This window comes from Agrobacterium sp. MA01 (assembly GCF_009650195.1).
In the GTDB taxonomy this organism is placed as follows: Bacteria; Pseudomonadota; Alphaproteobacteria; order Rhizobiales; family Rhizobiaceae; genus Allorhizobium.
Map to the genome: position 1 here is coordinate 894,152 of NZ_CP045854.1, position 24,839 is coordinate 918,990.

Sequence of the window (24,839 nt, forward strand, 5' to 3'; positions counted from 1 at the left end):
CTCTCCGAAACGTAAGCGGGTGGTCGTGGTTTAGCCCCGCGCCTTCAGGCGCGATGCGGTCTTGTTGTCAGAAGGTCGCCTTGACGGAGAGAAGGAAGCTTCGCCCCTTCTCATGCAGCGGCGTCACATTGCCGAACTCCTGGCCGTAGGTTGCGCGGCTGGCATAGGTCTCGTTCAGGAGGTTCTGCACCTCCGCGCGAAGGGTCATGTGCGGCAGGCTCTCAGGGCTCCATTCGCCATAGAGGTTCACAACCTCATAGGACCGGTAGGTCGCATCGCCTGAGCTGTATTCCGGCGCGATTTCGACATCGCCGCCGATGGTCAGACCCCAGTCAGCAAAGCTGTGGCCCGCCGAAAGCACGATGATGTCGCCAACCGGCGTGGTCAGGTAATTGCCAGTATCGGAATCCGCCGGCCGGCCGTCGATCTCCGCATCGACATGCGCATATTTGACCTTGATGAAGCCGTCGATCCAGTCGTAGCCCGCCGCAAGCTCGAAGCCATCAGTCTCCACCTCGTGGTTCTGGTTGGCCAGCGCGACCGCGAATTTCGCAACGCGGGCATTGTGGATGCGACTGCGGAAAAGGCTCGCTTCCGCCGTGAAGCCGTCGTGATGGAATTCGAGACCGGCCATCAGGTTGTCGGCGGTCGTCACCTCCGGCCCTGTCGCGCCATAGGTCCAGCCGGGATTCATGATGAAGGCTTCCGCCAGCGGAATGCCGGCCCAGACATGCGAGGCGCCGGCTTTTGCCGTCAGCATGCTCGTCAGGTCGTATTCGATCGCGGCATTGCCGCTGAGGGCCGCATGATCCCATGTCTGGCCCGTGGTGCCCTCGAACCATTGCCGGTCGGCCCGCCCGCCGAAGGATAGCCGCATGGTATCGAACGGCTCGAGATGGGCCTGGGCATAGAGCCCGATATTCCGGGCCGTCTCCGCCGCGTCTTCCGCGTCGCGTGCGGTGTCGAGCTCGATCCGGTCGCTGTAGAAATCGAGACCGGCAACCAGATCGCCATCCTCCAGCGCGAACCTGTTCTGCACGCGTCCGTTCAGGCTTCCGCTTGCGCCCCGGCCCGCATAGGAAGCCGGGTTTCCGCTGCCGTCATCGAAATAAACAGGCGTTTCGACCGCGCTGTGGCTATAGGCGAGCCGCAACAACGGGTCCCACCAGCCTTCGGGCGTCGTGTCGCTATAGGTGAAGACGGTGTTGTCCCGGTCCAGCTTGTAGTTTCTGTAGCGAGGTTCCCAGCTGCGGCCGGTGGTGACCACGCTGGCATTGGCGCGGAATGGCCGTTCCGCATCGTCGCGGATCCGCTCGTGGCTGATCTCTAAGCGCTCGCCGCTCTCGGCTTCGTAGGCGAACTTACCAAGGCCGCTCAAACGGTTGGTCGCGGTGCCGCGGACCTCCTCGCCATTGCCGGCATGATAGTTCTCGCCCCTGCCGTAGTTCAGGAAACTAAGGAACTCGAAACCGTCCTGCATCGCCCAGCCGCCGAGCCCGGTGGTGAAGGTCTCGGCGTTGCTGTCATAGGTCTCCGACACCAGTCCGCCGAAACCATCCTCGGACAGAAGGTCCTTCACGGTCCGGGTCTCATAGGCGATCGAGCCGGTGAGTGCGCCGGGACCGGCATCGGCCGGCGCGATGCCGGCGTCGATGGTGACGCTGCGCAACAGCGCGGGGTCGATCAGGTTGGTGGCATTGTGGTGGAAGACGCGGTTGTTCTGCCGGCTGCCGTCGATGGTGACGGCAAGCGTCGTCTCTTCGAGGCCGTTGACGAAGACCTTCTGCGAGGTCGCGATCGAGCTGCCGACGCTGACGCCTGCCGTGTCGCGGAAGACATCGGCGATGTCGGACGGATTGCGCTCCGCAAGCGCTTCGGCATCCACAGTGACTGAGCTGACGCCGCCTTGGATCCGCCGATCCGTGACCTTGATCTCGTCGATCACGGTCGAACCATCCGTCGCGGAGATATCGCCGGGCAGGGCGGGCGACATGTCGCCGATAACGACGACGCCATTGTCGATGCGATAGGCAAGGCCGGTTCCGGTGAGCATTTGCGCGAGCGCCGTGTCCATCGTCAGGGCGCCGGAGACGGCGACCGAGCGCGTGTGGCGGGCAAGCTCCGCGGCGAGCGACACCTGCAGCCCGGACTGCTGCCCAAAGGCGCGCAATGCGTTCGCAAGTGGCTGTGCCGGAATGTCATAAGCCTGCACGGTGTCGCTACCGGCCGCCGTCTGCGCCGCCACAGGCAGGCTGGAGGCCCCCGCCAGAAGCGTAAGCGCGCAAGCGGTCGCCGTCAGCCGGCGGCGCCACGCCGCGCTGATCAAGGCGTCCTGCTTCGCGGGCAGTCTCGTCGAACGCATACTCATTCCCATGCAGAAACCGATCTCGGCTCTGCTTAGATGAAAATACGAGTAATTCAGACAAGTTTTTCAGCATCGTCCGAATTTTTTGCGTCTGGTATGCCTAAGTCCATTTAGTGGATTGATATTGAACGAAAAAATTATCGGCTGGAGATGATCCGCAGATAAGACGAGGCCTTGCGGACCTGCAGGCCGAAGGGGGCGACAAGCGCCATCAGCGCCTTGTCGGGGTCGCTGAGATCATAGAGGCCGGTCACTCTGAGAGCGGCAATGTCGCTCTCGGGCATGACGATCCAGCCGGAGTGCTGGCGCTGGATGAGCGCCACGACGTCGCCCAGCGGCTGGTCGGTGACGGCAAGCTGACCCGTCCGCCAGAGTGCGATGTCGGCGGGGGCGACCTGGCTCCGCTCCGTCTTGCCGTCGGCACGTTCGACGTTCACCACGTCACCGGGTTGCAGTGTCAGTTCGGCGTCGGCTTCTGCCTTATCCGGCGTCAGCGCAATCGCCCCATGCACCAGCTCCACGCGCGTGCCATGACCGGTGTCGCGCACGCTGAAAGCCGTGCCGAGCACCCGTACCGATGCATCCGGTGCCGCAACGACGAAGGGGCGGGCGGTATCTCGTTCGACTTCGAAAAAGGCCTCGCCGGAGAGCAGCCGGACATGCCGCGCGCCGCCATCGAAGTCCTCGGCCAGCGCCGTTTCCGGAGCGAGCGTCACCTTGGAGCCATCCGCCAGTGTCACGATCTGCGTCTCGCCGACCCCTGTGCGGAAATCTGCCTCGAAGCGCATCTGGAGGGTAGGAGCAACGAGAACGGCGACCAGTGCCGCAGACATCAAGCTGGCGGAGACGATACCGAGGCTGCGGCGCGAGACGCGCCAGCCTTGAGGGTGAGCGGACCGGTTTGGAACGGCATCGATGACCGGCAGAACGGCTTCAGGCGCGGCAGCCGGCATGTCGCCAAGGGCCGCCCAGGTACGACAGATCCGGGCCCAGGCGCCTGCATGGGCCTCCGAGGCCTGCAGCCAGTCTTCCCAGGCCGCGATCACCGCCGCATCGGTCGGTGCCTCGTTGAGGCGCATCAGCCAGTCCATCGCCTCGTCGAGAAGCCGCTCCTGCTGCTGCTGTGGATGATCCGTGACGCTCACCGGCCGACCGTTCCCTGACTGCTGCGTTCGTGTTGTGCGACGACTGCAAGTGTTCCGCCGCCTCCGCGCGACATGGCAGCGCCTATCGCACACTTTTGCGTGCCTATTGAAGATACGATCGACGCCCTGCTTTTTTTCATTTTTCCCCCGGCATTTTTCCGTGTCGCCCCCATCAATGGCTCGCCCGATCCATGGAGAGCGCGATCTTGACCATGCCGCTGCGGATCAGCCGATGGGCGGTCGCAACCGAGATCCCGAGTTCGCCCGCAATCGCCTCCAGCGTCCAGCCTTCGATGCGGTAAAGTTCGATCGCCCGGCGCATATCCGCAGGCAGCCCCTCCAGCGCCTCACGGGCGACGCGGGCCTGGTCGGCAAAAAGAACCGTCTCTTCGGGCGTGCCCGGATCCTGCGGCAGGATCCAGAAGGGCGGATCGATATCGCGCCCGCGCGTCTCGACATTGCGCCGCTTCAGCTGATCGAAGGCGAGATTGCGCACGATGCTGTAGAGATAGGCGAGGATCTGGCGCGGCGCATAGCCGACGCCATCCTCCGGCTTCAGCCGCAGAAAGGCATCCTGCACGATGTCTTCCGCCTGGTCACGCGAACCCAGAAGCCGGGCGGCATAGCTCACCAGGGCCGTTCTGTTCTCGAGGAAAACCTCAAGATGGCTCTTGGTTTCTGCAGCCATGGGGCGTTCGATGTCACCGGATTAAAATCTGAGTGTGGAATGAAGCTTTCGCTTATCCCATTCACCAGATGGTTTCAATCGCGGGAGATGTCGGGATGCGGTTGACTTGCTCGCAACCCATCAAAGGAGCCGCCCGCCGAGGCTGGATCTGCGCTTTTTGCCGATTTCCGCCGCTTTGTGATCATATCGCGTCATTTTCTGCCGCTTTTATTCTATCAGGCCTGCAAGGACACAGTTACTCTGAACGTCCATAGGGGATTCGTCTATGGGGACTGCATGGCACATCTTGCCGAGGGTGAGATCGTAATACCGCGCATTGCGCGCATCGAATGGCCGACCGTCGCATTGGCCCTTCTGATCTACGGGGGATTTATCGCCCTCACTTATTTCTGGCGCGACGTTCCGCTTGTGATCCTTGTGCCATTGGGGGCCTGGCTGATTGCCTGGCACGGGTCGCTGCAGCATGAGGTGATCCACCATCATCCGACCCGCCACGAGTTGATCAATGATGCGATCGGCGTCCCGCCGATTTCGCTGTGGCTGCCCTACCATGTCTACAAGGAAAGCCATCTCGCCCATCACCGCGACGAGCATCTGACCGATCCGATCGAGGATCCGGAATCCTATTACTTTACCGCCAGGGACTGGGACCGTTTCGGCTGGTTCGGCCGCACGCTGTGGGAGTTCAATCTGACCCTGATAGGCCGCCTGACGGTTGGTCCGGCGATCATCCTCGCCTCCTTCCTCTGGCATGAGGCGTTCAAGGTGGTCCGCGGCGAGGGCGACAGCCGGCGCCTCTGGGCCTGGCATGGTGTCGGTGTGGCCATCGTGCTCTGGTGGGTGCTCGTCGTCTGCGACATGCCTTTCCTGCTCTTCTTCTTCGGCTTCGTCTATTGCGGCACGGCGCTGTCTCGTCTGCGCTCCTATGCCGAACACCGCTTTGCCGACAATCACGAGGAGCGCACGGCGATCGTCGAGAAAAGCCCGCTCTTCGGCCTGCTCTTCCTCTACAACAACCTGCATGTGCTGCATCACCGCGTGCCGGCACTGCCCTGGTACATGCTGCCCGGCATCTATGAGCGGCACCGCGATTTTCTCGTGCGGCTGAACGGTGGTCTGGTCTATCGCGGCTATTTCGATGTCGCGCGCCGTTTCCTCTTTAGGCAACACGACCGCCCGACCCATCCGAGGCACTCCTGACAGTGGCTCCTGAAACCGGCCTCGCAAGCCTTCGGATGTATGTCGCGCCATCCGTGGTGGTCGAGGCGCAGCGCACGTTCTGGGCCTTCCTGCGCCACCATCTGCGCAGTGCAGGCATGGTCGGCCTGCCGGACGCCCTGGACGAGACCTTGCCCCATCACCAGGCCTGGCTCGATCCGCGCCTCGTGCTTGCACAGACCTGCGGCTTCCCTTTCGTCAAGCATCTGAAGGGCAGGGTCCGCCTTGTCGCCACCCCGGTCTACGAGGCGCCGGGCTGCTCCGGTCCCGACATGTGCAGTTTCATAATCGCGCGAGAGAAGGACGCACCGTTAAGCCTTGCGGCCTGCCGGGGACTGAGGGCAGCGATCAACGAAACCGGCAGCAATTCCGGCTACAATCTGCTGCGCGCTGCAATCGCCCCGCATGCCGGAGGTCGCGCCTTCTTCACCGAGATCTTAGAGACCGGCGGCCATCACGCGAGCATCGAGGCGGTGCGAAATGATCGGGCCGATCTCGCGGCGATCGACTGCATCACCTATGATCTCCTGCGCCGCCATGCGCCGGAACGGATCGAAGGCCTTGTCATCCTCACTGAAACCCCGCGCGGGCCCAATCTGCCCTTCATCACCAGACTGTCGGCCTCGGATCATGAGATCGCCTTGCTCCGCGCCGCACTGAAGGCCGCCATCGCTGCACCCGAACTCGGAGGTGTCCGTCAGACGCTTGGGCTTAAGGAGGTGGTCGTGCTGCACGAGAGCGCCTACGACATCCTGCTCGCGCATGAACAGGCAGCGATCGCAGCGGGCTATCCGGATCTGCGTTAGGCTTCCTTCCGAAACTGTGGCAGGTCGGAAAGACCCCTTAACTTATAGCTTCACCTTGACCGGGCGCCAGACGATGGTCTCCGGCGTGCGGTCGTAAGGGTTGTCCATCAGGGTGATCTTGCAGTTTCGCGTGTCGCACTGCTTGCAGCGGAACTTGAGCGAGAACGGGTCGCGGCCGTGGCCGTAGAAGCTGGCGAGATCCTTGGCGAGAAACCGCCCCTGGTTCTGACATTCACGACAGGTGGCAACCACCAGCATGTTGTGGCGAAGCGCTTTTCCAAGGGTATCGATCGTCTGGGTCATGACTGCGATCTTGAACAAAACAAGAACATCGTCAAGTGCGCACATGATCACGAAACGCTGCTGCCCCTGGTTTTCAAGGCTTTTTGCAAGGGAGCGGAGCCCCGCGGGCGCGGCATTTCTCTTGGCGGCTAGGTCACTGAAAATTAACCATAAATTCTGCCGGTTGTAAGGTAACTGTTAACCTTGATCTCCCTATAAAGAATGCGCTTCCACCAAGGTAGTGCGTCGCGAAGCGCTCGGTTTCTGTATTGCGTATCGGGGAGGGCGTCATCCACGGCGTCCTCCCGCGCACGCCATATACCGGGTGTTCAGAGGGCATGAGGCCCCGGCGGCGATTGGTGCACGGCGCATGCCACGAAGCCCGTCCGGTTGGACCGGACCTGGAAACAAAAAGCCTCCACGCCATGCTGGCGGGAGGCTTTTCCATTTTCTGAAGCGCGCGGGGGGTATCAGCTTGCCGTCAGGAATTCCGCGCAATAGCTCTTGCCGACATTTGTGCCCGGCCGGTCGACGACCGTGCGAACGCTGCGGATGATATAGTCGGAAGAGACCGTGAGCTGGACCTCGCAGCGCAGATATTCGGTGCGCGCGCGGGTGAGAAGCTTGCCCCTCTTGCCGTCGCCGAGATCCTCGTATGTCGCCGGCACGACCCGGGTCTTGAAGCCACCGCGCCAGGTATAGAGCGTCGCCGAACCGGAGGCCGCATCCGAGACGGGCGGTCCGAACTTGGCGAAGAAGGCGCCTGCCTGTTGGCCGTTCCAGCGCGTTTCGATCTCGTTCGTCGGTGCTCCACCCACCGTCGTGCAGCCTGCAGCAGCCAGGCAAAGCGTTGCGATCAGTCCCGTCGTCGTGCTTTTCAGCAAATTCATTGTCACTGTCCCTTGAACCCCATGAGGGCCGTTGTCGGCGCCATGCCGCCGGGCGCATTCGGCCCACACCTGCTTTACTGCGAAACCGGCACAGACGAAATGGTCGTGGCTCCTTGTGCGACGCAATTTTTACGACGGTGACTTGCCCGCAACGGCGCGCCGCTCCAGCGCCAGACGATCCCCGCAGCCTTGCGGACAGCCGTCGATCATCGACAATTAAGCCAATGAATTCAGCAGCATGCAGTTCGCGTCACGAAAACTTCAACTTTCTCGCCGCTTTTTGCGTTTCCCTGCTTGTGCAACGAAAATCGCTGGTCTATAGAAGCGCCGCTGGTCACGGAGTGTAGCGCAGTCTGGTAGCGCACCACGTTCGGGACGTGGGGGTCGAGTGTTCGAATCACTCCACTCCGACCAGTTTGATTTCCCGAAATCTCCCCCGCTTGTCCCCCATAATAGGATGCCCGGTAGACGATGTGCGGCGTCGGCTTGCTGTATCTCTAGCCCGGTCAAGTTGTATATCCTGCAGACAGTGGTAGTGGATACGCATCTCCCATTTCGCTCCCAGATGGGGATTGCCTCAGTAAGTCATTGCTGAGGAACGCAGATTAGTCTATCTTGAATTGTATTCGGCGACGCAGGCAGGGATCGGCCCGGCTGAAAATGCCACCATTGATTGCAATCGGGATGGTCGGGTGAGCATGATCCCAGGGACGAGAAAACGTCGTCAGCGCCAGGACAAGGTGACCCTATCGGATGTGGCCCAAAGGGCCGGTGTCAGCGCGATCACCGTCTCCCGGGCCTTGCGCGATCCCGAAAAGGTCTCGCCGCAACTGCGGGACACGATCCTCAAGGTTGTCGAAGAGATGGGCTACGTGCCCGATCTCGCGGCCCGTGCCCTTGCCAGCAAGAACAGCGGTCTCGTTGGCGTGCTCTCGCCCGGCCTGACCAGCCACGCCTTCCTCGCCCTGATCCGCGGTATCGAAGATCGCGTTCGTCCCTCCGATCTGCGCATTCAATATGCCAGCGCAGACAGCGACAGCGAAGATCAGTTGCACCAGTTGCGCTTCTTCATGTCACAGAACCCCGCCGGCCTCATCCATGTCGGCCAGATCGGCGACCCCGCGATCGACGATCTCCTGCGTCGCGCGCCGTGCCCCGTTGTCGAGATCATGGATATCAGCCGTCAGCCGACGGATATGGCGGTTGGGATCGACCACCGTCTGGCCGCAGAGACGGCGACGCGGCATCTGCTGGCGAAGGGCTACAGACGCATTGCCATGCTGGGTGGTGCCTGGGATTTTCGTGCCCGGCGCCGACAGGAGGGCTTTCAGGCCGTGCTGGAGGAAGCCGGGCTTTATGATCCGGCCCTCGTGCTCTCGATCGACAGCAGCACGAGCGTTGGTCTCGGCTGTCATTTGCTGGATCGGCTGAGGAGCGAGTTTCCGGATGCCGATGCCGCCTTTTGCCACAATGACGACATTGCGCTCGGCGCGTTGTTCGAATGCCAGAGGCGCGGTCTCGGCGTCCCCGATGATTTCGGCATCTGCGGCTTCAACGATCTCGAATATGCCGGCTTTGCCTTCCCGGCGATCACGTCGGTGCGCGTTCCCCGTTACGAGATCGGCTATCGTGCCGTGGACATGATCATCCGCGCCTCCGGATCGGGCGCCTATCCGGCAAAGGTCGTCGATCTCGGCTACCAGCTCGTGTCGCGCGGATCGACGGCCCGCGACGGATGACACCAGGGTCGTCCGCGCGGGCACGTGTGTCTGGGCCGCTCAGGCGGCCCGGTTCATCCGGAAGGAAGCCGCGCCGGACTGCTGGTTGCCGAGATTGAACTGCCCGATCATGCCGCGCAGCTTGTCTGTTTCCGTCGACAGCGTCGAGGCGGCAGCACTGTTTTCCTCGACCATCGCCGCGTTCTGCTGGGTCATCTGGTCCATGCCGTTCACGGCGCTGTTGACCTCGACCAGACCGGACGACTGTTCGCGCGCCGCCGTCGAAATGGCAACGACATGGTCGTTGATCTCGACGATCGGCTGACTGATGGATTTCAGTGCCCCACCGGTATCGCTGATCAGCTTGACCCCTGAGGCTACCTCGCTTGCGGAGTTCTGGATGAGATCCTTGATCTCCTTCGCTGCCTTTGCCGAACGTTGTGCGAGCTCGCGAACTTCCTGGGCAACGACGGCAAATCCACGGCCGGCTTCACCGGCGCGCGCTGCCTCGACGCCGGCATTCAGCGCCAGCAGGTTGGTCTGGAAGGCGATCTCGTCGGCAAACGGCTCGGTCAGCTGGAAGCCGAAGTCACCGGAACAGAGCCGCTTCAGCGCGTCCCTGAGCGAGCTCACGGTCCGGACGCGTGCCGTCGCGTCGGTCGCGAACATCACCACCTTGCCATGGATGTCGAGGATCGGATTGTAGGAGGCGGACATGATCATCTTCTTGCCGGCCTTCATCATGCGCGGGAATTCGGCGGCGATATATTGGCCATCACGCAGCCTCTGCCAGAACGTCTTGTCGTCCTCGGAATTTGCATGCGGCTTGTCGACGAGCATGCTGTGATGCTGTCCGATGATTTCCGCCGGCGAATAGCCCATCATGTTGAAGAAGTTCTGATTGACGCTCATGATCTTGCCATCGACAGACAATTCGATGATCGCCTGGGAGCGGGAGATCGCCGCGATCTGGGCCGCATAGTCGACATTCAGCAGACGCGCCTCGGCGTCGGCCCATTCGACCATGAACCCGACCTTTTTCGCGCCATGCTTCAACGGCGTGACGAGCAGGTCGAACACCCGGGTGCCGACGGTGATCGTTGCGCTGTGGCGGACTTCAGCGCGGCCAGCATGTTGCGCTGATGCGAGGGGTTCTTGTGGAAGACGTCGATATTGCTGCCGATCAGGGTCGCAACACTGAACTTCGGCAACTCCTTCTTCAGGTCGACTTCGGCTTCCTTCAGCAGGTCCATGACCGCAGGGTTCATATAGGTGACGTTGGGATTGGCGTCCGCAACCATGACATTGGCCTGCAGCGCATCCGCGAAAATTAGAGGCGGAAAAAAATGCATGCAAGAAATAAATGAAGAGCTAAAATACGAGCGCCCTGTCTACCTTTCATGCGATTTTTTGTAGTGCCCTGGGCCGAGCAAGCCTTGAAGCGGCGCGGACGGGGCAGGGGATGACAGGTCGGAGGACCAGCGAAGAACTACCAACGCGTACTGTCGCGAACAGGAGCCACAACGAGGGGAACCCGAGGCGAGATTGACGAGTGCGCTCACTCAGCCTTTTGAAGGGCCGGGGCCGCCGTTGCCAGCGCCTCCAGGAAGACATCCATGTTCGACATGAAGGAGACGCCGGTGATCGGAGGGAGGTTCCCGTAGGCCGCGCCGCCGATCCAGATGTCGATATAGGGCGAAAGCGACGATCGCAGCGTCTCGAGATGGAGCTGCAAAGTCGCCCTGCGTCCGACAAGCGCACTCAGGCAGACGCAGACGACCTCACGCCGACGGGCCGCATCGGCGATGTCTCTGGCCGGCAGGCTCGCGCCGAGAAACAGCGCGTTCCAGCCCCTGAGCCGCGCGAGCAGGGTCACGACCAGCGCTCCGACGTCGTGATCTTCCTTTTCCGGGGTCGTGGCGATCAGGCGCGGCGCGTCAGGTGACGGCATCGGACATCGGTCGAAGAGCCCGCCGAGGACGCGCTTGATATACGCTGTCGTCATATGCTCCGCCGCGATCGAGACCTCGCCGGCGGCCCATTTCGAGCCGACTTCGCGCATCAGCGGCAGCGCGGTGACGCGAATGAAATCTTCGGGCGCTTCGGTTTCAGCGCGTGCCTGCAAGAGCGCCTGCAGACGATCACTGTCCATGTCCTTTATCGCTTCGATGATCTCCGAAATGGTTTGCCGGCCCGCCAGTTCGCATTCGAGCCGCGACAAAGCCTCGTTGGACAATGGCACGAGCGAGCTGATCCGGTGGCCGCCGTCGCTGCAGGTCTTCAACAGCCGTAGCCGTTCCACCTGTTCGCGGGTGTAGAAACGCCGTCCCGTGGGGCTGCGCTCCGTAGGCTCAAGTCCGTAGCGCCGCTCCCAGGCATGCAGCAGCAGTTTCGAGATCCCGCTCGTGGCAAGTGTTTCGGCCAGGCCAATCAGCACTTCCCTCTCCTGCTGCCTGTTGCGATGCATGCCCACCCCTAGCTGATTTGCAGCACATATTAGCGTGGCATTTCAGGAAGGAAAGCGGGCTGGCTGTCGCGACTTGAAACGCAAACGGCCCGCGCAAGGCGAGCCGTTCGGTATCGGTGCGACCGTGTGGCCTGGTCTGCCGATCAACCGTCGATATCATCCAGCAGCTGACGGGCGGCGCTCGTCGTGACACGGCGTGTCTCGACTTCGTCGCGGCGGCTGGCGAGTAATTCGGTTGCCAGCAGCTGTTCTGCAAGATCTGCCGGCAGCGACAGGATCACGCGCCCCTCATGGGCGTTGAGCCCGCTAAGTTCGGTGCGCTTGGCGCTAATCATGCCGCCGGCCACCGTGTTGTTGGTATCAGGATCGATCAGGATGAAGGCGCCGGTGCCGCGGTTGAGCTCATAAGGATCGAAGATCGCGGTTTCGTCGAAGGCAAGCTGCACCTTGCCGATCGCGTTCATCTGCAGCATCTCGGCCGCCTGCCACTTGCCGGACTTGAGGTCGAGCTGCTGCACAGGCTGGACCTGCACGCGCTGGCGCCGCGAGCCGGCTTTCAGCCAGTAGCGCTTACCCGGCACGATGCCATCCGGCTGCAGGGCGACGATCTGTGCGTCGAAGGCAAGCCCCGTCTGCGGCTGGGCGTCGAGCGAAACGATCATGTCGCCACGCGCCACGTCCACCTGCCGGTCGAGCACCAGCGTGATCGCATCGCCTGAAACGGCGGCATTGCGCACGAGGTCGAAGGTGACAATCTGCTTGACGTTGGCGATCTGCCCGGATGGAAGGATGGCGACACTGTCGCCGGGCTTCACCGCACCGCCGGCAACCGTGCCCTGATAGCCACGGAAGCTCTCGCCCGGACGCGAGACGCGCTGGACGGGCAGGCGGAAGCCGGTCGACTGGCCGGAGCGCAACGTGGCGAGTTCAAGCGTCTCGACCAGCGTCGGGCCTTCATACCACGGAATGACCGACTTGCCCGAATAGACGACGTTTTCGCCCTTCAGCGCCGACATCGGGATCGCGGTCACCTGGCGCACGCCGAGCGTCAGCGCCAGAGCCTTGAACTCGGTGCTGATCTGGTCGAACACGGCCTTGTCGTATGAGACGAGGTCGAACTTGTTCACCGCCAGCACGAACTGCTTGATGCCCATCAGCGAGGCGATGGTGGCATGGCGGCGGGTCTGTTCGAGCAGGCCGGCGCGGGCGTCAACCAGAAGGACCGCAAGATCCGCCGTCGAGGCGCCGGTTGCCATGTTGCGGGTATACTGCTCATGGCCGGGCGTATCGGCGACGATGAAAGAGCGGCGGTCGGTGGCGAAATAGCGATAGGCGACATCGATGGTGATGCCCTGTTCGCGTTCGGCCTGCAGACCGTCGAGCAGCAGCGCGAAGTCGGGCAGGCCGAGATCGTTTTGGCTCCCGGAATCGCGGCGCAGCGTCGCCGCCTGGTCTTCCTTGACGGCCTTGGTATCCCAGAGCAGGCGACCGATCAGCGTCGACTTGCCGTCATCGACGGAGCCGCAGGTGATCAGGCGAAGGGGACGCGAGTCGCGGATGACGGGTGCGGCTTCGGTTTGGGTTGCCTCGGAGGCGAGGGCGGTATTGGCAGCTGCGGTCATCTCAGAAATATCCTTCGCGCTTCTTCTTTTCCATCGAGCCGGACTGGTCGCGGTCGATGGCGCGGCCCTGGCGTTCGGAGACGGTGGCGATTTCGAGTTCGGCGATTACCTCGTCGAGGGTGGTCGCATTGGAGCGGATGCCGCCGGTCAGCGGCCAGCAACCGAGCGTGCGGAAGCGTAGGTTTCCTTCCTGGATCTGTTCGCCGGGCAAGGCCTCGAAGCGCGGGTCTTCGGCCCACATCAGCATGCCGTCCCGCTCCACATACTTTTGGCTCTTCGCATAATAGAGCGGCGGCAGCTCGATGTTTTCGGCCTGGATGTAGCGCCAGATGTCGACTTCGGTCCAGTTCGACAGCGGGAAGGCGCGCACGCTCTCGCCGCGGCGGATCATGCCGTTATAGATGTTCCAGAGTTCCGGACGCTGGTTGCGCGGATCCCATTTGTGGTCGGGCGTGCGGAAGGAATAGATGCGCTCCTTGGCGCGGCTCGCTTCCTCGTCGCGGCGTGCGCCGCCAAAGGCCGCATCATACTTGCCGGCATCGAGCGCCTGGCGCAGCGCTTCCGTCTTCATCACGTCGGTATGATAGGACGAGCCGTGGCTGAACGGGCCGATGCCCTCTTCCTTGCCGCGCGGATTGGTGTGCACGATCAGGTCGAGATCGAACTTTTCCGCCGTCGCATCGCGAAACGCGATCATCTCCGGGAATTTCCAGCCGGTGTCGATGTGCAGAAGCGGGAAGGGCACGCGGCCGGGGAAGAAGGCCTTGCGTGCCAGATGCAAGAGAACCGAACTATCCTTGCCGATCGAATAGAGCATGACCGGCTTTTCGAACTCGGCCGCCACTTCGCGGAAGATATAGATGGCCTCATTCTCCAGCGCCTTCAGATGCGGATCGAGCGGCGGCTTGGTGACGGGATCCTTGGAATGCGGATCAAATTCGGATGTGTGTACGTGCATTTTTCTTCCTTTGAGCTTCCGCCCGCATGTGTCTTTTGGGGTTGCCCCTCATCCCCGGCGCAACAAGTTGCGCCTGAGCTGCCGCCACCTTCTCCCCGTAAACGGGGAGAAGAGCCTTGTGGCGCCGTCTGCGGCTATCCCCTTCTCCCCGCCTGCGGGGAGAAGGTCCCGGCAGGGGGATGAGGGGCAAATCCAAGGGCATTCAGTTGTTCAAGCCGGCGTCGGCACCGAAGACGCTGCCGCCTCCGGAACGTGCAGCCCGCATTCCCGCTTCTCGTCATTCTCCCACCACCAGCGCCCGGCGCGCTCCGGCTCGCCGGGCTTGATCGCCCGGGTGCAGGGCTCGCAGCCGATCGAGGGATAACCTTTGCCGTGCAGCGGGTTGACCGGCACGCTCTCGGTCTCGACGTAAGCGTTGATGTCGTCGAGCGACCAGTCGGCCAGCGGGTTCACCTTGATCAGGTCGCGCTCGGCGTCATATTCGGCAAAGGGCGTGGCCGCACGGTTGCCGGACTGGGAGCGGCGCAAGCCGGTGATCCAGAAGCGGGCGCCGGTGAGCGCCTCCGCCAAAGGCACCAGCTTGCGCACATGACAGCAGGCATGGCGGGCTTCGACGCTTTCGTAAAAGCCGTTCAACCCGAACTTTGCCGCATAGGCGTCGATATCGTCCTGGCGCGGATAAAAGCGCTTGATCGAAATCCCGAAGCGCTCTTCAGTCTCGGCGATCAACTCGACCGTCTCCTTGAAAAGTCGCCCCGTCTCCAGCGTCGAGACATCGATCGGCAGCTGGCCAAGCCCGATCGCCGCCGTGATCACCTGGTCCTCGATGCCGAGCGACGTGGTGAAGACGGCGCGGCCATCGAGAGCTGAAACGATACGCAGGCGTTCGGTGAGGTCTGCCGATGCGAGTTGCTGGTCCAGTGCCATGGCCAGATCTGCGGAGGTGTTGATGGTCATCATAGGGTCCCTACTCAGTGGTGCCATTATCCGGCATGAGCGGGGGGACGGACAGAAATCGACATGCGCCGAGGCGGAGACAAAGAGCAAATATCTCTCTTGCGCGCCGATATCGCGGCAATTCGTGCCGCAGGGCTCAAATGATCCATGGAATGCCATGGCAAATTACGCTATGGCCGGACCCATGTTTGTGGCACCGGTTCTGGCAGACTTTGACGCTCGATGATCACACAGAAAGCCAAATATGCGCTGAGGGCGCTGACGCTTCTCGCCCGCGCCGAGCCGGGCGAGCCGATCCAGATCCCTGATATTGCCGACAAACAAAAGATTCCGAAGAAATTCCTCGAGCAGATCATGCTCGACCTGAAGCGCGGCGGCATGGTCGAAAGCCGGCGTGGCAAGCAGGGCGGCTATCTCCTGCTGCGCCCGGCCAACGACATCACCTATGGCGAAGTGCTGCGCCTAATCGATGGTCCGGTGGCACCTCTGCCCTGCCTGTCACTGACAGCCTATCGCCGCTGCGAGGATTGCGACGGCGAAAACGATTGCGAGATCCGCCGCGTCTTCGCGCGTGTCGCCGATGAAACCCGGGCCGTGCTGCTCTCGACCAGCCTGGCAGATGCCGCAGGCGAGGTCAGCGAACCTCCCCACTAACCGGAACTGCCGAAGGCCCTTCACGCCATCCCTATAAACGCAAAAAAAAAGGCCCCGGGACTGATGCCCCGAGGCCCACCACGCACCCTTAGATCAGGAAGCGTTGGAAACTGTGCGGGTGACGAGGGTCACCGTCTGGTCGGCATTGACCTTATAGACTTCGTTCACGTCACGACCACTGCCGTCTGAGAAGGTGTGGAAGAAGGTCGAACCAACAGGTGCCTTTTCCAGCTGAACGTTTGCGTTGTCATAGGTGATCGAGCCCGGGATCGGCTGGACGGAAGCGAAGGCTGCCGAGCCGGCTGCGAGGGTAATCAGGGCTGCAGAGATGATGGTCTTCATGGTTATATTCCTTTGTGCGTTGGGTTGGCGGCGGCTCAGTGTCAGTGGGGGAGGGGCCGAGCCTGCCGCCGAAGGGTGTCGCGTCTTGGGAGGCGCGCTGATTACGAAGCGTTGGAGATCGTGCGGGTGACGAGGGTCACCGACTGGTCGGCGTTGACCTTGTAGACTTCGTTGACGTCACGACCACTGCCGTCTGAGAAGGTGTGGAAGAAGGTCGAACCAACAGGTGCCTTTTCCAGCTGAACGTTTGCGTTGTCATAGGTGATCGAGCCCGGGATCGGCTGGACGGAAGCGAAGGCGGCCGAACCGGCTGCGAGGGTGATCAGGGCGGCAGAGATGATGGTCTTCATGGTTATATTCCTTTGTGCGTTGGGTTGGCGGCGGCTCAGTGTCAGAGGGGGAGGGGCCGAGCCTGCCGCCGAAGGGTTTTGCGTCCTGGGAGACGCTGATTACGAAGCGTTGGAGATCTGGCGGTTAACGAGGGTCACCGACTTGTCGGCATTGACCTTGTAGACTTCGCTGACGTCATGGCCGCTGCCGTCAGTGAAGGTGTGGAAGAAGGTCGAACCGGCCGGGGCCTTCTCCAGCTGGACATTGGCGTTGTCATAGGTGATCGAGCCCGGGATCGGCTGGACGGAGGCGAAAGCGGAGGTGCCGGCAGCGAGGGCGATGAGGGCTGCAGAGATGATGGTCTTCATGGTCGTATTCCTTGTGTAGCGTTTTGTGGGCGGCGGCTCGGGGCGGTGGAGAGGGTCGAGCCTGCCGCTGGAGGTCTTCACGTCTTGGGAGGCGTGTTGGGTTGAACGCTTCGATTACGAAGCGTTGGAGATCTGACGATCGACCAGGGTTACCGTCTGGTCGGCGTTGACCTTGTAGACTTCGCGAACGTCGCGGCCGTCACCGTTGGAGAAGGTGTGGAAGAAGGTCGAACCAACAGGTGCCTTTTCCAGCTGAACATTGGCGTTGTCATAGGTGATCGAGCCCGGGATCGGCTGAACGGAAGCGAAAGCGGCCGAGCCGGCTGCGAGGGTGATGAGGGCGGCAGAGATGATGGTCTTCATGGTCATAGTTCCTTATCTTGAATTGAGCTCAGCCTCAGGCGTTCAGCTCTAGATTGTATTGATGGGTAGCATCTACCCGTGATGGGGATCGTCTTGCGTGCCGTCAGTCGTTCGCCATGGAACGGGAGACGATGGAGACGGTCCGGTCTGCATTCACCTTGTAGATCTCATGGACTTCCGTGCCGTTGAGATGGAAGGTGTGGAAGAAGTTCGAACCGGCGGGGGCCTGTTCGAGCCTTGGCTGCGCACCGCCATAGGTGATTGAGCCTGGGACTGGCTCGATCGCGAAAGCGGCCGAAGCGGCTGCGATGGTGGTCAGGAGTGCTGCTGCGATGGTCTTCATAGTGTGTAAGCCTTTAGAACCTTGCTTTATCGAACTGCTCGGTTCGATGAGATGTATTTGGCGTATGGCGCTGGAGAAATCAATACCCCTTTGCGCACAATCGAACTGATTGGTTCGGTGAGAGTACCCGGTATCACGGAGGATACTTGAAGGGTTAGGTGAGGAAAAACAGCGGGTTAGGCTGTAAATGCGCTGTCATTTAACTATGACATACAACGATTATTTTTTGTCACAATCACCCTTTTGTGACAGCTTGGTGGGGTGAAAGGGGGGGAAAGTCTCTCGAGAGCACGTCTACCGCCCCTCGCGCCCCGACCTCGTCGCCGAGGCTCCGGCCCCGAACTGCCCAAGCTCGATCTCGTCACCATCGACGATCCGCTCTTCGGCGGCTGGGCCAAGACGCAACCAGAGCATTTCGGCGAAGGCGGTGTCTTCGATCAGATCTACCGCCCCTGACGGGCGGCTCCTCCCAAGGGTCAGGAAGGCGGTTCCGAACGTGCCGCCTCTTTTGTCCTTGGCCTAAACCTCACCCGTCGATCAAGCAAAGGTGACGTCGAAATGCCGGTCGGGCGCACTACTCTCTCTTGAGTGTTGTGTCCCAACCCGGAGAACGATCATGAACCGCGCACTCTCCCTCTCGGCCCTGGCCGGCGCCGCACTCTTTGCCGGCGCCGCCATGGCCCATCATGGCTGGTCCTGGGCCGAGGCCGACCAGATCGACCTGACCGGCACGATCACCGCGATCTCTTTCGCCCCGCCGCATCCGACGCTCGAACTTGAGACGGCAGAAGGCCCCTGGCGCATCGAACTCGGCAATCCGAACCTGACCCAGCGTTCCGGCTTTGTCGAGGGTGTCGCTACGGTCGGCGATGCGATCACCGTGCGCGGCAACCGCTCGCTCGATCCGGATGAAAAGCGCCTGAAGGCCGTGCGCGTCATCGTCGAGGGCAAGAACTACGACATCTATCCCAGTCGCATAGTGACAAACTGACGGCATGGAGTGGCTGGCAATCCTCGGCGAGTCGGTGGTCGCGCAAGCGCTCATCCGGTCGCCGGTGCTCTACATCTTCGCCAATGCTGCACACATCCTGTCGCTGGCCATGCTGATCGGGGCGAGCGTGATCCTCGATCTGCGTCTGCTCGGCCGGTTCAAGAGCCTGCCGCTCGCCGAGAGCGCCGAACTGTTCTCCCGCATCGCAGCCGTGGCGCTCGGCTGCGCGGTGCTGACGGGGGCTCTTCTCTTTTCCGTACGTCCGGTCGAATATGCCGGCAATACCGCCTTTCTGATCAAGCTCCTGCTCGTCGGGCTCGGAACCGCGAATGCCGTCTCCGTTCATCTCTCCCGGGACTGGGCCGAGATGATCGTGGCAGAGGAGGCGTCGCTTCTGCTGAAACTCGGCGCTGTCTTCTCTTTGGCAATCTGGCTGTCGGCCGTCCTCGCCGGTCGCTGGATCGGCTTTCTCTAGGGCAGGCGTGTGGTCACGGCTTCTGCCACCGCTCCAGCGCCTCTTGTCCCGCAGGCGTCAAGCCATAGACGCCGCGCTCGACCCGTTCGAACCAGCCATAGACATTCGCCTGCAGGATCTTGCCCGCTTCGGGAACGCTCGCCCTGATGTCACGCACCTTCAGCGGACCTGCGGCAAGTGCCGCCGTGCAGGCGAGCGCCTGCTGGCGATAGGCGGTCATTTGCGGTGTGCGTGTGCTGCCGCCGATGACTGGATCGCCCTTTCGCTTCTGGTGTTCGCGCATCAGCCGCGAACGCCGCTTCGGATTGGTCCGCGGCATCGGCGTGACCGAAGCGACGATGACATTGACCGTGCCATTGTCGGCAACGCCGAGCATGCCGATCCCGAGCCGGCGGCAGAGATCGCGGTAGCGCTTGTCGCTCTCGCGGCCCTTGCCCTTGGCCGAGACGCGCCCCGCGATCCACACCTCGTCTGCGACGGATGCCCGGTCGACTGCCTGCAGGATGAGTTCGAGATTGAAACTGAGCTTCAGCTCGCAGACGACCACCACGGGTGGATCCTCGTCGCTGAGGCCCACGAGATCACAGCCGCCAATCTCGCCCTTCACGGTATAGCCGGCCTGTTCGAGAAAGCTTTTGACCGGCAGATAAAGCGAGGTTTCCATGGGGCCCGGGATCAGGTTGCGCAAGAGCTGACACATAGAGCACGTCCAGCAAAAGTGCGTTAGCGGTTTTGCGTCCGGACTGCGTAAAAACAAATAGATAGAGCATCTCAGGTGATCTCGTATCACCGGAGATGCTCTAGCCTGCTTTGTCGGTGAGCGTCATCAGGAAATCTCCGGCGAGGCACAGGAAACGGGTGGCCCTTCCGGTCTTCTCCCGCGATCCTTGGATCCCGTAGCTTAGAGGACGCCCCCCGCATGAACCCCGATTTGACCGAAGACGATACCCGCTGGCAGGCGGTCCGCACCCGTGATGCCGCAATGGACGGCCATTTCGTCTATGGCGTGCTGTCGACCCGGATTTTCTGCCGACCGTCTTGCCCCTCGCGTCCGGCGCGACCGGAAAATGTCACCTTCTACGAAACGAGGGAAGCCGCCCGTGAAGGCGGCTTCCGTGCCTGTTTGCGCTGCCGTCCGGATAAGCCTGAAACCTGGGCCGAGCGTCTTTAACGCCTCCTCACACCAGGAAGATCGAGATGATCGGAAAGGCCGTCAGAAGCACGATGCGGAAGATATCAGCCCCGACGAATGGCACGATCCCCTTGTAGGTCTCGCGGATCGGCACGTCGCGCGACATCGCCGAGATGATGAAAAGATTGAGCCCCACCGGTGGCGTGATCATGCCGATCTCGGCCACCATCAGCACCAGGATGCCGAACCAGATGGCGAAGTGCTCCGGGCTCATGCCGAAATCCATCGCCGTCACGATCGGGAAGAAGATCGGGATGGTGAGCACGATCATGGAGAGCGAATCCATGATGCAGCCGAAGATGATGTAGAGCAGGAGAATGATGATCAGTACCGTCATCGGCGCAAAGCCCTGCGCCGTCACCCATTCCGCGCCGACCTGCGGCAGGCGGGAGAAGGCGAGGAAGGAGTTGAACACCGAGGCGCCGAGAATGATGAAGAAGATCATCCCGGTGGAAACCGCCGTCTCCTTGAAGCAGGCGATCAGCGACGTGCGGTCGAGCCCGCCATTGGCAAAGGCGACCAGGCCGGCACCAACGGCACCCACGGCAGCGGCCTGTGTCGGCGTAAACCAGCCGAGATAGATGCCGCCGACGACGGCAAAGAAGATTGCGACGACCGGCCAGACGGCAATCAGTGCCGGGACGCGGTCCTTCCACGGAATGCGCGGCGCCTGGCCCGCACTTTCCGGCTTCAGTCGGACATAGATGGCGATGACGACCAGATAGGAGATCGCGGCGATGATCCCCGGCACGAAGGCGGCGAGGAAGAGCTTGGCGATGTTCTGCTCGGCGAGGATTGCATAGATGACCAGCACCACGGACGGCGGGATGAGAATGCCGAGCGTGCCGCCGGCGGCCAGCGTCGCGGTTGCAAGCCCGCCTGCATAGCCGTTGCGCTTCAGTTCCGGAAGCGCCACCTGCGCCATGGTCGCAGCGGTCGCGAGCGACGAGCCGCAGATCGAGCCGAAGCCGGCAGACGCACCGATCGCCGCCATGGCAACCCCGCCCTTGCGATGGCCGACAAAGGCCGCAGCCGCGTTGAACAGGGCCCGGCTCATGCCACCGCGGGCCGCGAACTGACCCATCAGCAGGAAGAGCGGGATGATCGACAGCGAATAATTCGCGTTCGTGTTCCAGGCCAGAACCTTCATCTGCGCCATGATCGGCGTCCAGCGGTCGAGCACCAGATAGGTGCCGACGACGCCGGTCGCCAGCATGGCGGCGCCGATCGGCACGCGCAGGAAAATCAGCAGAATGAGGACGGGGAAAGACCAGAGGCCGATTTCAATGCTGCTCATCAGTGCGCTCCCATCGCAGCGACGATCGTCTTGCCGCGGCGGATGTCGCGGATATCGGCAGCGATCACATACAGGCAGACGAGGAGATTGGCGATAAGAAGGGCGAGCGCGATGGCAAAGCCCCACCAGACAGGCAGAAGAAGCAGCGGCGTGGTTTCGCCATTGCCGAACTTGTCCATGGTGCCGATAGCATGGCGCCAGGTAACGAGCCCGATCAGCGCGGCGATGATGATGTCGCCGATGAGCTGGGTCCAGTTCATCGCCTTCGGTCCGAAGGCGGAAATCAGGATGTCGACGCCCACATGGCCACGCTTCAACTGGCAAAAGGGCAGGAAGGCAAAGACTGCGAGACCGCAGAGCGCTTCGACCAGTTCGATTTCACCGGGCAGGGGGCGGATGGCGACAGAGCCGAAGATCGACGCGACGGTCAGCGCACAGGCAACCACGAGACAGAGGCCGCCGAACAGAACGAGGGCGGAGGCCAGGCTATGGCAAGCCCGCTCCAGTCGTTCGAAGCTGGTGGAAACGGCAGTCGCCATCAGAAAGTCCTTTGAAAGTCCGTGCAAAGGGTCCGGGCGCCTTCCGACAAGCGCCCGGACAAGGCGGGGAGGTTATTGGGTATTCGCCTGGATAAGCGAAAGGGCGTCGTTGTAGAGCATCGTGCCATCGAGACCCTTGCCGTCCATTTCGGCGATCCACGCCTTGGTCACGGCCTCGCCCGCAGCTTTCCAGCGTGCAGTCTCGGTCTCGTCCAGGTTGATGATCTTGTTGCCGCTCTTCTCGGCAATTTCCTTGCCGCGGATGTCGCCTGCGTCCATGGCCTGGCCGAAGAGGCGGGCGAGTTCCTTGCCGGAATTGTCGTCGATCACCTTCTTCAGGTCGTCCGGCATCGCGTCATAGCTGTCCTTGTTCATCGCGAACACGAAGGTACCGGTGTAAAGTCCGTTCGGACCGGAGAAGCCGGTATGGTTCGGCGCGAGCTCGGCGATCTTGATTGCGGGGGTCACTTCCCACGGAACGACCGAACCGTCGATGACGCTCTTCGACAGGCTTTCCGGAACAGCCGTGACTGGCATGCCGATGGCAGACGCGCCCATGGCTTCGAGCATCTGGTTGATCACCTTCGAGGTGCCGCGCAGCTTCAGCCCCTGCATGTCCTCGAGCTTTTCGACCGGCTTGGAGGCGATGGTGTGGATGAGGCCCGGACCATGGGTATGGACCGCCAGCACGTGGTAGTCGGTCAACTCATCCTTGAGGTGCTTCTCATAATACTCCTGGAAGGCGACCGAGGTGGCCTCCGCGGTCGTCACCATGAAGGGAAGCTCAAACGCTTCCGACTTCGGGAAACGGCCGGGCGTGTAGCCGAACAGCGTCCAGGTCAGATCGACCACGCCGTCCTTCACCTGGTCCACGAGGTCGGCCGGTCTGCCGCCGAGCTGCATGGCAGGATAGAGCTCGACCGCGATGCGGCCCCCGGAATCGGCCTGTATCTTCTCGGCCCAGGGCTGCAGCACCTTGGCGGGGATCGTCGCCTGTGGCGGCAACATCTGGTGAAGCTTGAGGGTAACGTCTGCGGCGAAGCTGGCGGACGCCATCATCGACAATGCGGCACCGGACAATCCGGCGATAAGAAACTGGCGCAACATGATTTCCTCCCATGTCTTGTTGATCTGGAAAAATCGACCGGCTCGAGGCAACAGAGCAATCAGAAAACACGACGAAAGTCATGTAAAGATCGCGTCGCCCGGTTCCTCACTCCCATCCGGCAAACTCTTCCTTGTAAGTTATGATTACAGATGGGATGCGGGCACGCAAATAATTATGTGGCCGGAAATCATAACCAGATTAGTATGCATGGCGCGGTGCAAAGCCGCGCGTCGCGGCCCCGTGCCGCGATCGTGACGACGGGCCGGCTGCCGGGCCTTGGCTCTATCCTCGTCTCCGGTTATAGCTCGCCGCTCCGGCCCGGTCATGACGACACGAGGCGGGCGATTGTCGATCTGCAAGGATGATCCCGGATGCGTCTTCTTTCCTTCGGCCGCTATCGTCGGTCGCGCGCGGCCTTCGTGGCGCTCTGCCTGCTTTCGGCAACGGGCTTGGCCTCCTGTGCCGGTCGCCCGGGCCCTGAGACGCTGGGGACGGTAGCGCTCGGTGACTACAAGCCGACGCGGGTCGAAACGCTGTATACGGTCACGACACGCGATCGCGCGGAACCCGGCGAGAACGTCTTCACGACGACCAAGACCCGGGAGCCCAATTATGCGAGCTTCGCCGTTTCCATCCCGCCAAATCACAAGCCGGCCAATATCGAATGGCCGAAGCCCGGCCGAAAGGTCGATCCAAGGACCGACTTCGCGGTCGTTTCGCAGTCCGTGCTGGATCGCCCAGGCCTCCTGCAGGCGATCCGCGCCCGCGAGGCCGCCACGCCGGTCGTCTTTGTGCATGGCTACAACTACAATTTCCAGGAAGCATTGTTCCGGCTGGCGCAGCTGAAGACGGACAGCAATTTCGACGGCACACCGGTCCTGTTCTCCTGGCCTTCGCTTGCCGCTCTGCCGGCCTATGTCGCCGACAAGGAAGCCGCCACCTATTCCCGCGATGCGCTTGCCGACCTGCTGACCGACATGGTGCGGGCGCGCAAGGGTGCGGTGGTTGATGTCTTTGCCCATTCGATGGGCGGCTGGCTGACGGTCGAGGCGCTGCGCCAGTTGAGACTGCAGGGCAAGGGTGACGTCCTCGATCGGCTCAGGGTCATCATGGCTGCACCCGACATTGATGGAGACGTCTTCACGGCCCAGCTCGATGTCATCGGTCGCATGCGCATTCCGATCACCATCCTCGTCTCGCCGGACGACCGGGCGCTACAAGTCTCGAGCATTCTCGGCGCCGGTACCCAGCGTGTCGGAGCACTGGATGCGCGCAATCCGGAAGTGGCAGAGGCGGCCAAGCGTTATGGCGTGACAATCATCGATATCTCGTCACTCGAGTCGATCGACGCCACCAATCACAACCGCTTCTTCGACGTGAAGCAACTGGCTGCGACCTTGGGCAAACCGACCTCGAGTGCAACGCTCGGAGATGCCGGTGCCTTCGTGCTGGACGCCGCCGCTCAGACCGTCTCCAGTCCCTTCTCGCTGGCCGCCAGGGTTCTGCGTCAGCAATGACGGTGCACTGAGCGCAGCTATCTGAGACATAAGACGCGACTTGCAGGTCAGCCTTGCGTTTCGTCAGGTTGACGATGGACGAAATTCGGTGTCTTGCGCAATTTATGCGTTGGTTTACCGACTCGTTTACCCCTGGGTGTCACAAGCTTCGGTCCATGCATGCGCGCTAATAAGCGTTCGATCCCCCCTTCGTTACTTGGTTCC

The 24,839-nt window shown here is 61.9% G+C and carries 28 protein-coding genes and 1 tRNA gene; 9 read left to right on the top strand and 20 right to left on the bottom strand.

The window, feature by feature from the left end; genetic code table 11:
• Positions 1–67 precede the first annotated feature (67 nt).
• The 3 genes from GH983_RS04200 to GH983_RS04210 all read right to left on the bottom strand — a co-directional run bounded on the left by GH983_RS04200 (position 68) and on the right by GH983_RS04210 (position 4,198).
• Positions 68–2,362, bottom strand: a complete 2,295-nt coding sequence (locus GH983_RS04200) for a TonB-dependent receptor domain-containing protein (protein ID WP_153761712.1) — start codon at positions 2,360–2,362, stop codon at positions 68–70.
• A gap of 140 nt (positions 2,363–2,502) precedes the next feature.
• Positions 2,503–3,510, bottom strand: a complete 1,008-nt coding sequence (locus GH983_RS04205; RefSeq protein ID WP_153761713.1) for a FecR family protein — start codon at positions 3,508–3,510, stop codon at positions 2,503–2,505.
• 172 nt (positions 3,511–3,682) lie between these two features.
• Complete coding sequence (locus GH983_RS04210) at positions 3,683–4,198, bottom strand: sigma-70 family RNA polymerase sigma factor (protein WP_153761714.1); 516 nt, start codon at positions 4,196–4,198, stop codon at positions 3,683–3,685.
• Between the two features lie 276 nt (positions 4,199–4,474).
• Between GH983_RS04210 and GH983_RS04215 the strand changes: the two genes are divergently transcribed.
• Positions 4,475–5,398, top strand: coding sequence for a fatty acid desaturase (locus GH983_RS04215; protein ID WP_153761715.1), 924 nt, complete (start codon positions 4,475–4,477; stop codon positions 5,396–5,398).
• 2 nt (positions 5,399–5,400) lie between these two features.
• On the top strand, positions 5,401–6,222 hold the full coding sequence (locus tag GH983_RS04220; protein ID WP_246727497.1) for a phosphate/phosphite/phosphonate ABC transporter substrate-binding protein: 822 nt from the start codon (positions 5,401–5,403) through the stop codon (positions 6,220–6,222).
• 42 nt (positions 6,223–6,264) lie between these two features.
• On the opposite strand, the gene GH983_RS04225 is transcribed toward GH983_RS04220, so the two are convergent.
• Together GH983_RS04225 and GH983_RS04230 are read right to left on the bottom strand one after the other, a co-directional pair.
• Complete coding sequence (locus GH983_RS04225; protein WP_040300825.1) at positions 6,265–6,525, bottom strand: hypothetical protein; 261 nt, start codon at positions 6,523–6,525, stop codon at positions 6,265–6,267.
• A 449-nt stretch (positions 6,526–6,974) separates the two neighbouring features.
• Positions 6,975–7,394, bottom strand: a complete 420-nt coding sequence (locus GH983_RS04230) for a hypothetical protein (protein WP_153761716.1) — start codon at positions 7,392–7,394, stop codon at positions 6,975–6,977.
• A 337-nt stretch (positions 7,395–7,731) separates the two neighbouring features.
• On the opposite strand from GH983_RS04230, the gene GH983_RS04235 reads away from it, so the two are divergent.
• Positions 7,732–7,808 (top strand) — tRNA-Pro (locus tag GH983_RS04235).
• 284 nt (positions 7,809–8,092) lie between these two features.
• Positions 8,093–9,133 (top strand): LacI family DNA-binding transcriptional regulator, encoded by a 1,041-nt coding sequence (locus GH983_RS04240; RefSeq protein WP_069043884.1) that lies wholly within the window; start codon positions 8,093–8,095, stop codon positions 9,131–9,133.
• A gap of 39 nt (positions 9,134–9,172) precedes the next feature.
• On the opposite strand, the gene GH983_RS24535 is transcribed toward GH983_RS04240, so the two are convergent.
• From GH983_RS24535 to GH983_RS04265, 6 genes are all read right to left on the bottom strand, one after another.
• Positions 9,173–10,138 carry a methyl-accepting chemotaxis protein gene (locus GH983_RS24535; protein ID WP_371418471.1) on the bottom strand — a complete coding sequence of 322 codons (966 nt, stop codon included), beginning with the start codon at positions 10,136–10,138 and terminating at the stop codon, positions 9,173–9,175.
• A gap of 26 nt (positions 10,139–10,164) precedes the next feature.
• Positions 10,165–10,413, bottom strand: coding sequence for a hypothetical protein (locus tag GH983_RS24260; RefSeq protein ID WP_236759333.1), 249 nt, complete (start codon positions 10,411–10,413; stop codon positions 10,165–10,167).
• Positions 10,414–10,670: 257 nt separating this feature from the next.
• Complete coding sequence (locus GH983_RS04250; protein ID WP_083229585.1) at positions 10,671–11,579, bottom strand: B12-binding domain-containing protein; 909 nt, start codon at positions 11,577–11,579, stop codon at positions 10,671–10,673.
• Between the two features lie 143 nt (positions 11,580–11,722).
• Positions 11,723–13,201 carry a sulfate adenylyltransferase subunit CysN gene (gene cysN / locus GH983_RS04255; protein WP_153761717.1) on the bottom strand — a complete coding sequence of 493 codons (1,479 nt, stop codon included), beginning with the start codon at positions 13,199–13,201 and terminating at the stop codon, positions 11,723–11,725.
• 1 nt (position 13,202) lies between these two features.
• Complete coding sequence (gene cysD, locus GH983_RS04260; protein ID WP_153761718.1) at positions 13,203–14,159, bottom strand: sulfate adenylyltransferase subunit CysD; 957 nt, start codon at positions 14,157–14,159, stop codon at positions 13,203–13,205.
• A 210-nt stretch (positions 14,160–14,369) separates the two neighbouring features.
• Entirely contained in the window at positions 14,370–15,116 is a 747-nt protein-coding gene (locus GH983_RS04265; protein WP_153761719.1) for a phosphoadenylyl-sulfate reductase, read from the bottom strand.
• Positions 15,117–15,338: 222 nt separating this feature from the next.
• On the opposite strand from GH983_RS04265, the gene GH983_RS04270 reads away from it, so the two are divergent.
• Positions 15,339–15,770: an Rrf2 family transcriptional regulator gene (locus GH983_RS04270; protein ID WP_054150961.1), complete on the top strand. Its 432-nt coding sequence runs from the start codon at positions 15,339–15,341 to the stop codon at positions 15,768–15,770.
• A 93-nt stretch (positions 15,771–15,863) separates the two neighbouring features.
• Here the strand turns inward: GH983_RS04270 and GH983_RS04275 are convergent, their stop codons facing one another.
• The 5 genes from GH983_RS04275 to GH983_RS04295 all read right to left on the bottom strand — a co-directional run bounded on the left by GH983_RS04275 (position 15,864) and on the right by GH983_RS04295 (position 17,516).
• Positions 15,864–16,112: a hypothetical protein gene (locus GH983_RS04275; RefSeq protein WP_069041169.1), complete on the bottom strand. Its 249-nt coding sequence runs from the start codon at positions 16,110–16,112 to the stop codon at positions 15,864–15,866.
• Positions 16,113–16,213: 101 nt separating this feature from the next.
• A complete protein-coding gene (locus tag GH983_RS04280) occupies positions 16,214–16,462 on the bottom strand; it encodes a hypothetical protein (protein WP_153761720.1) in 249 nt (82 codons plus the stop codon).
• Between the two features lie 99 nt (positions 16,463–16,561).
• Positions 16,562–16,810 carry a hypothetical protein gene (locus tag GH983_RS04285; RefSeq protein WP_153761721.1) on the bottom strand — a complete coding sequence of 83 codons (249 nt, stop codon included), beginning with the start codon at positions 16,808–16,810 and terminating at the stop codon, positions 16,562–16,564.
• A 114-nt stretch (positions 16,811–16,924) separates the two neighbouring features.
• On the bottom strand, positions 16,925–17,173 hold the full coding sequence (locus tag GH983_RS04290; RefSeq protein ID WP_054151764.1) for a hypothetical protein: 249 nt from the start codon (positions 17,171–17,173) through the stop codon (positions 16,925–16,927).
• 103 nt (positions 17,174–17,276) lie between these two features.
• On the bottom strand, positions 17,277–17,516 hold the full coding sequence (locus GH983_RS04295; protein WP_054151765.1) for a hypothetical protein: 240 nt from the start codon (positions 17,514–17,516) through the stop codon (positions 17,277–17,279).
• Positions 17,517–18,132: 616 nt separating this feature from the next.
• Between GH983_RS04295 and GH983_RS04300 the strand changes: the two genes are divergently transcribed.
• Together GH983_RS04300 and GH983_RS04305 are read left to right on the top strand one after the other, a co-directional pair.
• Entirely contained in the window at positions 18,133–18,507 is a 375-nt protein-coding gene (locus tag GH983_RS04300; RefSeq protein WP_153761722.1) for a DUF6152 family protein, read from the top strand.
• A 4-nt stretch (positions 18,508–18,511) separates the two neighbouring features.
• Positions 18,512–18,982 (top strand): DUF6644 family protein, encoded by a 471-nt coding sequence (locus GH983_RS04305; RefSeq protein WP_153761723.1) that lies wholly within the window; start codon positions 18,512–18,514, stop codon positions 18,980–18,982.
• A 13-nt stretch (positions 18,983–18,995) separates the two neighbouring features.
• On the opposite strand, the gene GH983_RS04310 is transcribed toward GH983_RS04305, so the two are convergent.
• On the bottom strand, positions 18,996–19,646 hold the full coding sequence (locus GH983_RS04310) for a DUF2161 domain-containing phosphodiesterase (RefSeq protein WP_153763548.1): 651 nt from the start codon (positions 19,644–19,646) through the stop codon (positions 18,996–18,998).
• A gap of 255 nt (positions 19,647–19,901) precedes the next feature.
• Between GH983_RS04310 and GH983_RS04315 the strand changes: the two genes are divergently transcribed.
• A complete protein-coding gene (locus GH983_RS04315) occupies positions 19,902–20,153 on the top strand; it encodes an Ada metal-binding domain-containing protein (RefSeq protein WP_153761724.1) in 252 nt (83 codons plus the stop codon).
• Positions 20,154–20,160: 7 nt separating this feature from the next.
• On the opposite strand, the gene GH983_RS04320 is transcribed toward GH983_RS04315, so the two are convergent.
• From GH983_RS04320 to GH983_RS04330, 3 genes are all read right to left on the bottom strand, one after another.
• Positions 20,161–21,471, bottom strand: a complete 1,311-nt coding sequence (locus tag GH983_RS04320) for a TRAP transporter large permease (protein WP_153761725.1) — start codon at positions 21,469–21,471, stop codon at positions 20,161–20,163.
• Positions 21,471–22,010, bottom strand: a complete 540-nt coding sequence (locus GH983_RS04325; protein ID WP_069041898.1) for a TRAP transporter small permease — start codon at positions 22,008–22,010, stop codon at positions 21,471–21,473. The genes GH983_RS04320 and GH983_RS04325 overlap by 1 nt, the downstream gene beginning before the upstream one ends.
• A 72-nt stretch (positions 22,011–22,082) precedes the next feature.
• A complete protein-coding gene (locus tag GH983_RS04330; RefSeq protein ID WP_054151159.1) occupies positions 22,083–23,117 on the bottom strand; it encodes a TRAP transporter substrate-binding protein in 1,035 nt (344 codons plus the stop codon).
• 372 nt (positions 23,118–23,489) lie between these two features.
• On the opposite strand from GH983_RS04330, the gene GH983_RS04335 reads away from it, so the two are divergent.
• On the top strand, positions 23,490–24,635 hold the full coding sequence (locus GH983_RS04335; RefSeq protein ID WP_153761726.1) for an alpha/beta hydrolase: 1,146 nt from the start codon (positions 23,490–23,492) through the stop codon (positions 24,633–24,635).
• Positions 24,636–24,839 lie beyond the last annotated feature (204 nt).

Bases quoted from the DNA above. Each gene is read 5' to 3' on its own strand.
- GH983_RS04200 (WP_153761712.1), bottom strand. From the start codon at position 2,362: ATGCGTTCGACGAGACTGCCCGCGAAGCAGGACGCCTTGATCAGCGCG.
- GH983_RS04210 (WP_153761714.1), bottom strand. From the start codon at position 4,198: ATGGCTGCAGAAACCAAGAGCCATCTTGAGGTTTTCCTCGAGAACAGA.
- GH983_RS04215 (WP_153761715.1), top strand. From the start codon at position 4,475: ATGGCACATCTTGCCGAGGGTGAGATCGTAATACCGCGCATTGCGCGC.
- GH983_RS04225 (WP_040300825.1), bottom strand. From the start codon at position 6,525: ATGACCCAGACGATCGATACCCTTGGAAAAGCGCTTCGCCACAACATG.
- GH983_RS04230 (WP_153761716.1), bottom strand. From the start codon at position 7,394: ATGAATTTGCTGAAAAGCACGACGACGGGACTGATCGCAACGCTTTGC.
- GH983_RS04240 (WP_069043884.1), top strand. From the start codon at position 8,093: ATGATCCCAGGGACGAGAAAACGTCGTCAGCGCCAGGACAAGGTGACC.
- GH983_RS24535 (WP_371418471.1), bottom strand. From the start codon at position 10,138: ATGGTCGAATGGGCCGACGCCGAGGCGCGTCTGCTGAATGTCGACTAT.
- GH983_RS24260 (WP_236759333.1), bottom strand. From the start codon at position 10,413: ATGGTTGCGGACGCCAATCCCAACGTCACCTATATGAACCCTGCGGTC.
- GH983_RS04250 (WP_083229585.1), bottom strand. From the start codon at position 11,579: ATGCATCGCAACAGGCAGCAGGAGAGGGAAGTGCTGATTGGCCTGGCC.
- cysN (WP_153761717.1), bottom strand. From the start codon at position 13,201: ATGACCGCAGCTGCCAATACCGCCCTCGCCTCCGAGGCAACCCAAACC.
- cysD (WP_153761718.1), bottom strand. From the start codon at position 14,159: ATGCACGTACACACATCCGAATTTGATCCGCATTCCAAGGATCCCGTC.
- GH983_RS04265 (WP_153761719.1), bottom strand. From the start codon at position 15,116: ATGACCATCAACACCTCCGCAGATCTGGCCATGGCACTGGACCAGCAA.
- GH983_RS04270 (WP_054150961.1), top strand. From the start codon at position 15,339: ATGATCACACAGAAAGCCAAATATGCGCTGAGGGCGCTGACGCTTCTC.
- GH983_RS04275 (WP_069041169.1), bottom strand. From the start codon at position 16,112: ATGAAGACCATCATCTCTGCAGCCCTGATTACCCTCGCAGCCGGCTCG.
- GH983_RS04280 (WP_153761720.1), bottom strand. From the start codon at position 16,462: ATGAAGACCATCATCTCTGCCGCCCTGATCACCCTCGCAGCCGGTTCG.
- GH983_RS04285 (WP_153761721.1), bottom strand. From the start codon at position 16,810: ATGAAGACCATCATCTCTGCAGCCCTCATCGCCCTCGCTGCCGGCACC.
- GH983_RS04290 (WP_054151764.1), bottom strand. From the start codon at position 17,173: ATGAAGACCATCATCTCTGCCGCCCTCATCACCCTCGCAGCCGGCTCG.
- GH983_RS04295 (WP_054151765.1), bottom strand. From the start codon at position 17,516: ATGAAGACCATCGCAGCAGCACTCCTGACCACCATCGCAGCCGCTTCG.
- GH983_RS04300 (WP_153761722.1), top strand. From the start codon at position 18,133: ATGAACCGCGCACTCTCCCTCTCGGCCCTGGCCGGCGCCGCACTCTTT.
- GH983_RS04305 (WP_153761723.1), top strand. From the start codon at position 18,512: ATGGAGTGGCTGGCAATCCTCGGCGAGTCGGTGGTCGCGCAAGCGCTC.
- GH983_RS04310 (WP_153763548.1), bottom strand. From the start codon at position 19,646: ATGGAAACCTCGCTTTATCTGCCGGTCAAAAGCTTTCTCGAACAGGCC.
- GH983_RS04315 (WP_153761724.1), top strand. From the start codon at position 19,902: ATGAACCCCGATTTGACCGAAGACGATACCCGCTGGCAGGCGGTCCGC.
- GH983_RS04320 (WP_153761725.1), bottom strand. From the start codon at position 21,471: ATGAGCAGCATTGAAATCGGCCTCTGGTCTTTCCCCGTCCTCATTCTG.
- GH983_RS04325 (WP_069041898.1), bottom strand. From the start codon at position 22,010: ATGGCGACTGCCGTTTCCACCAGCTTCGAACGACTGGAGCGGGCTTGC.
- GH983_RS04330 (WP_054151159.1), bottom strand. From the start codon at position 23,117: ATGTTGCGCCAGTTTCTTATCGCCGGATTGTCCGGTGCCGCATTGTCG.
- GH983_RS04335 (WP_153761726.1), top strand. From the start codon at position 23,490: ATGCGTCTTCTTTCCTTCGGCCGCTATCGTCGGTCGCGCGCGGCCTTC.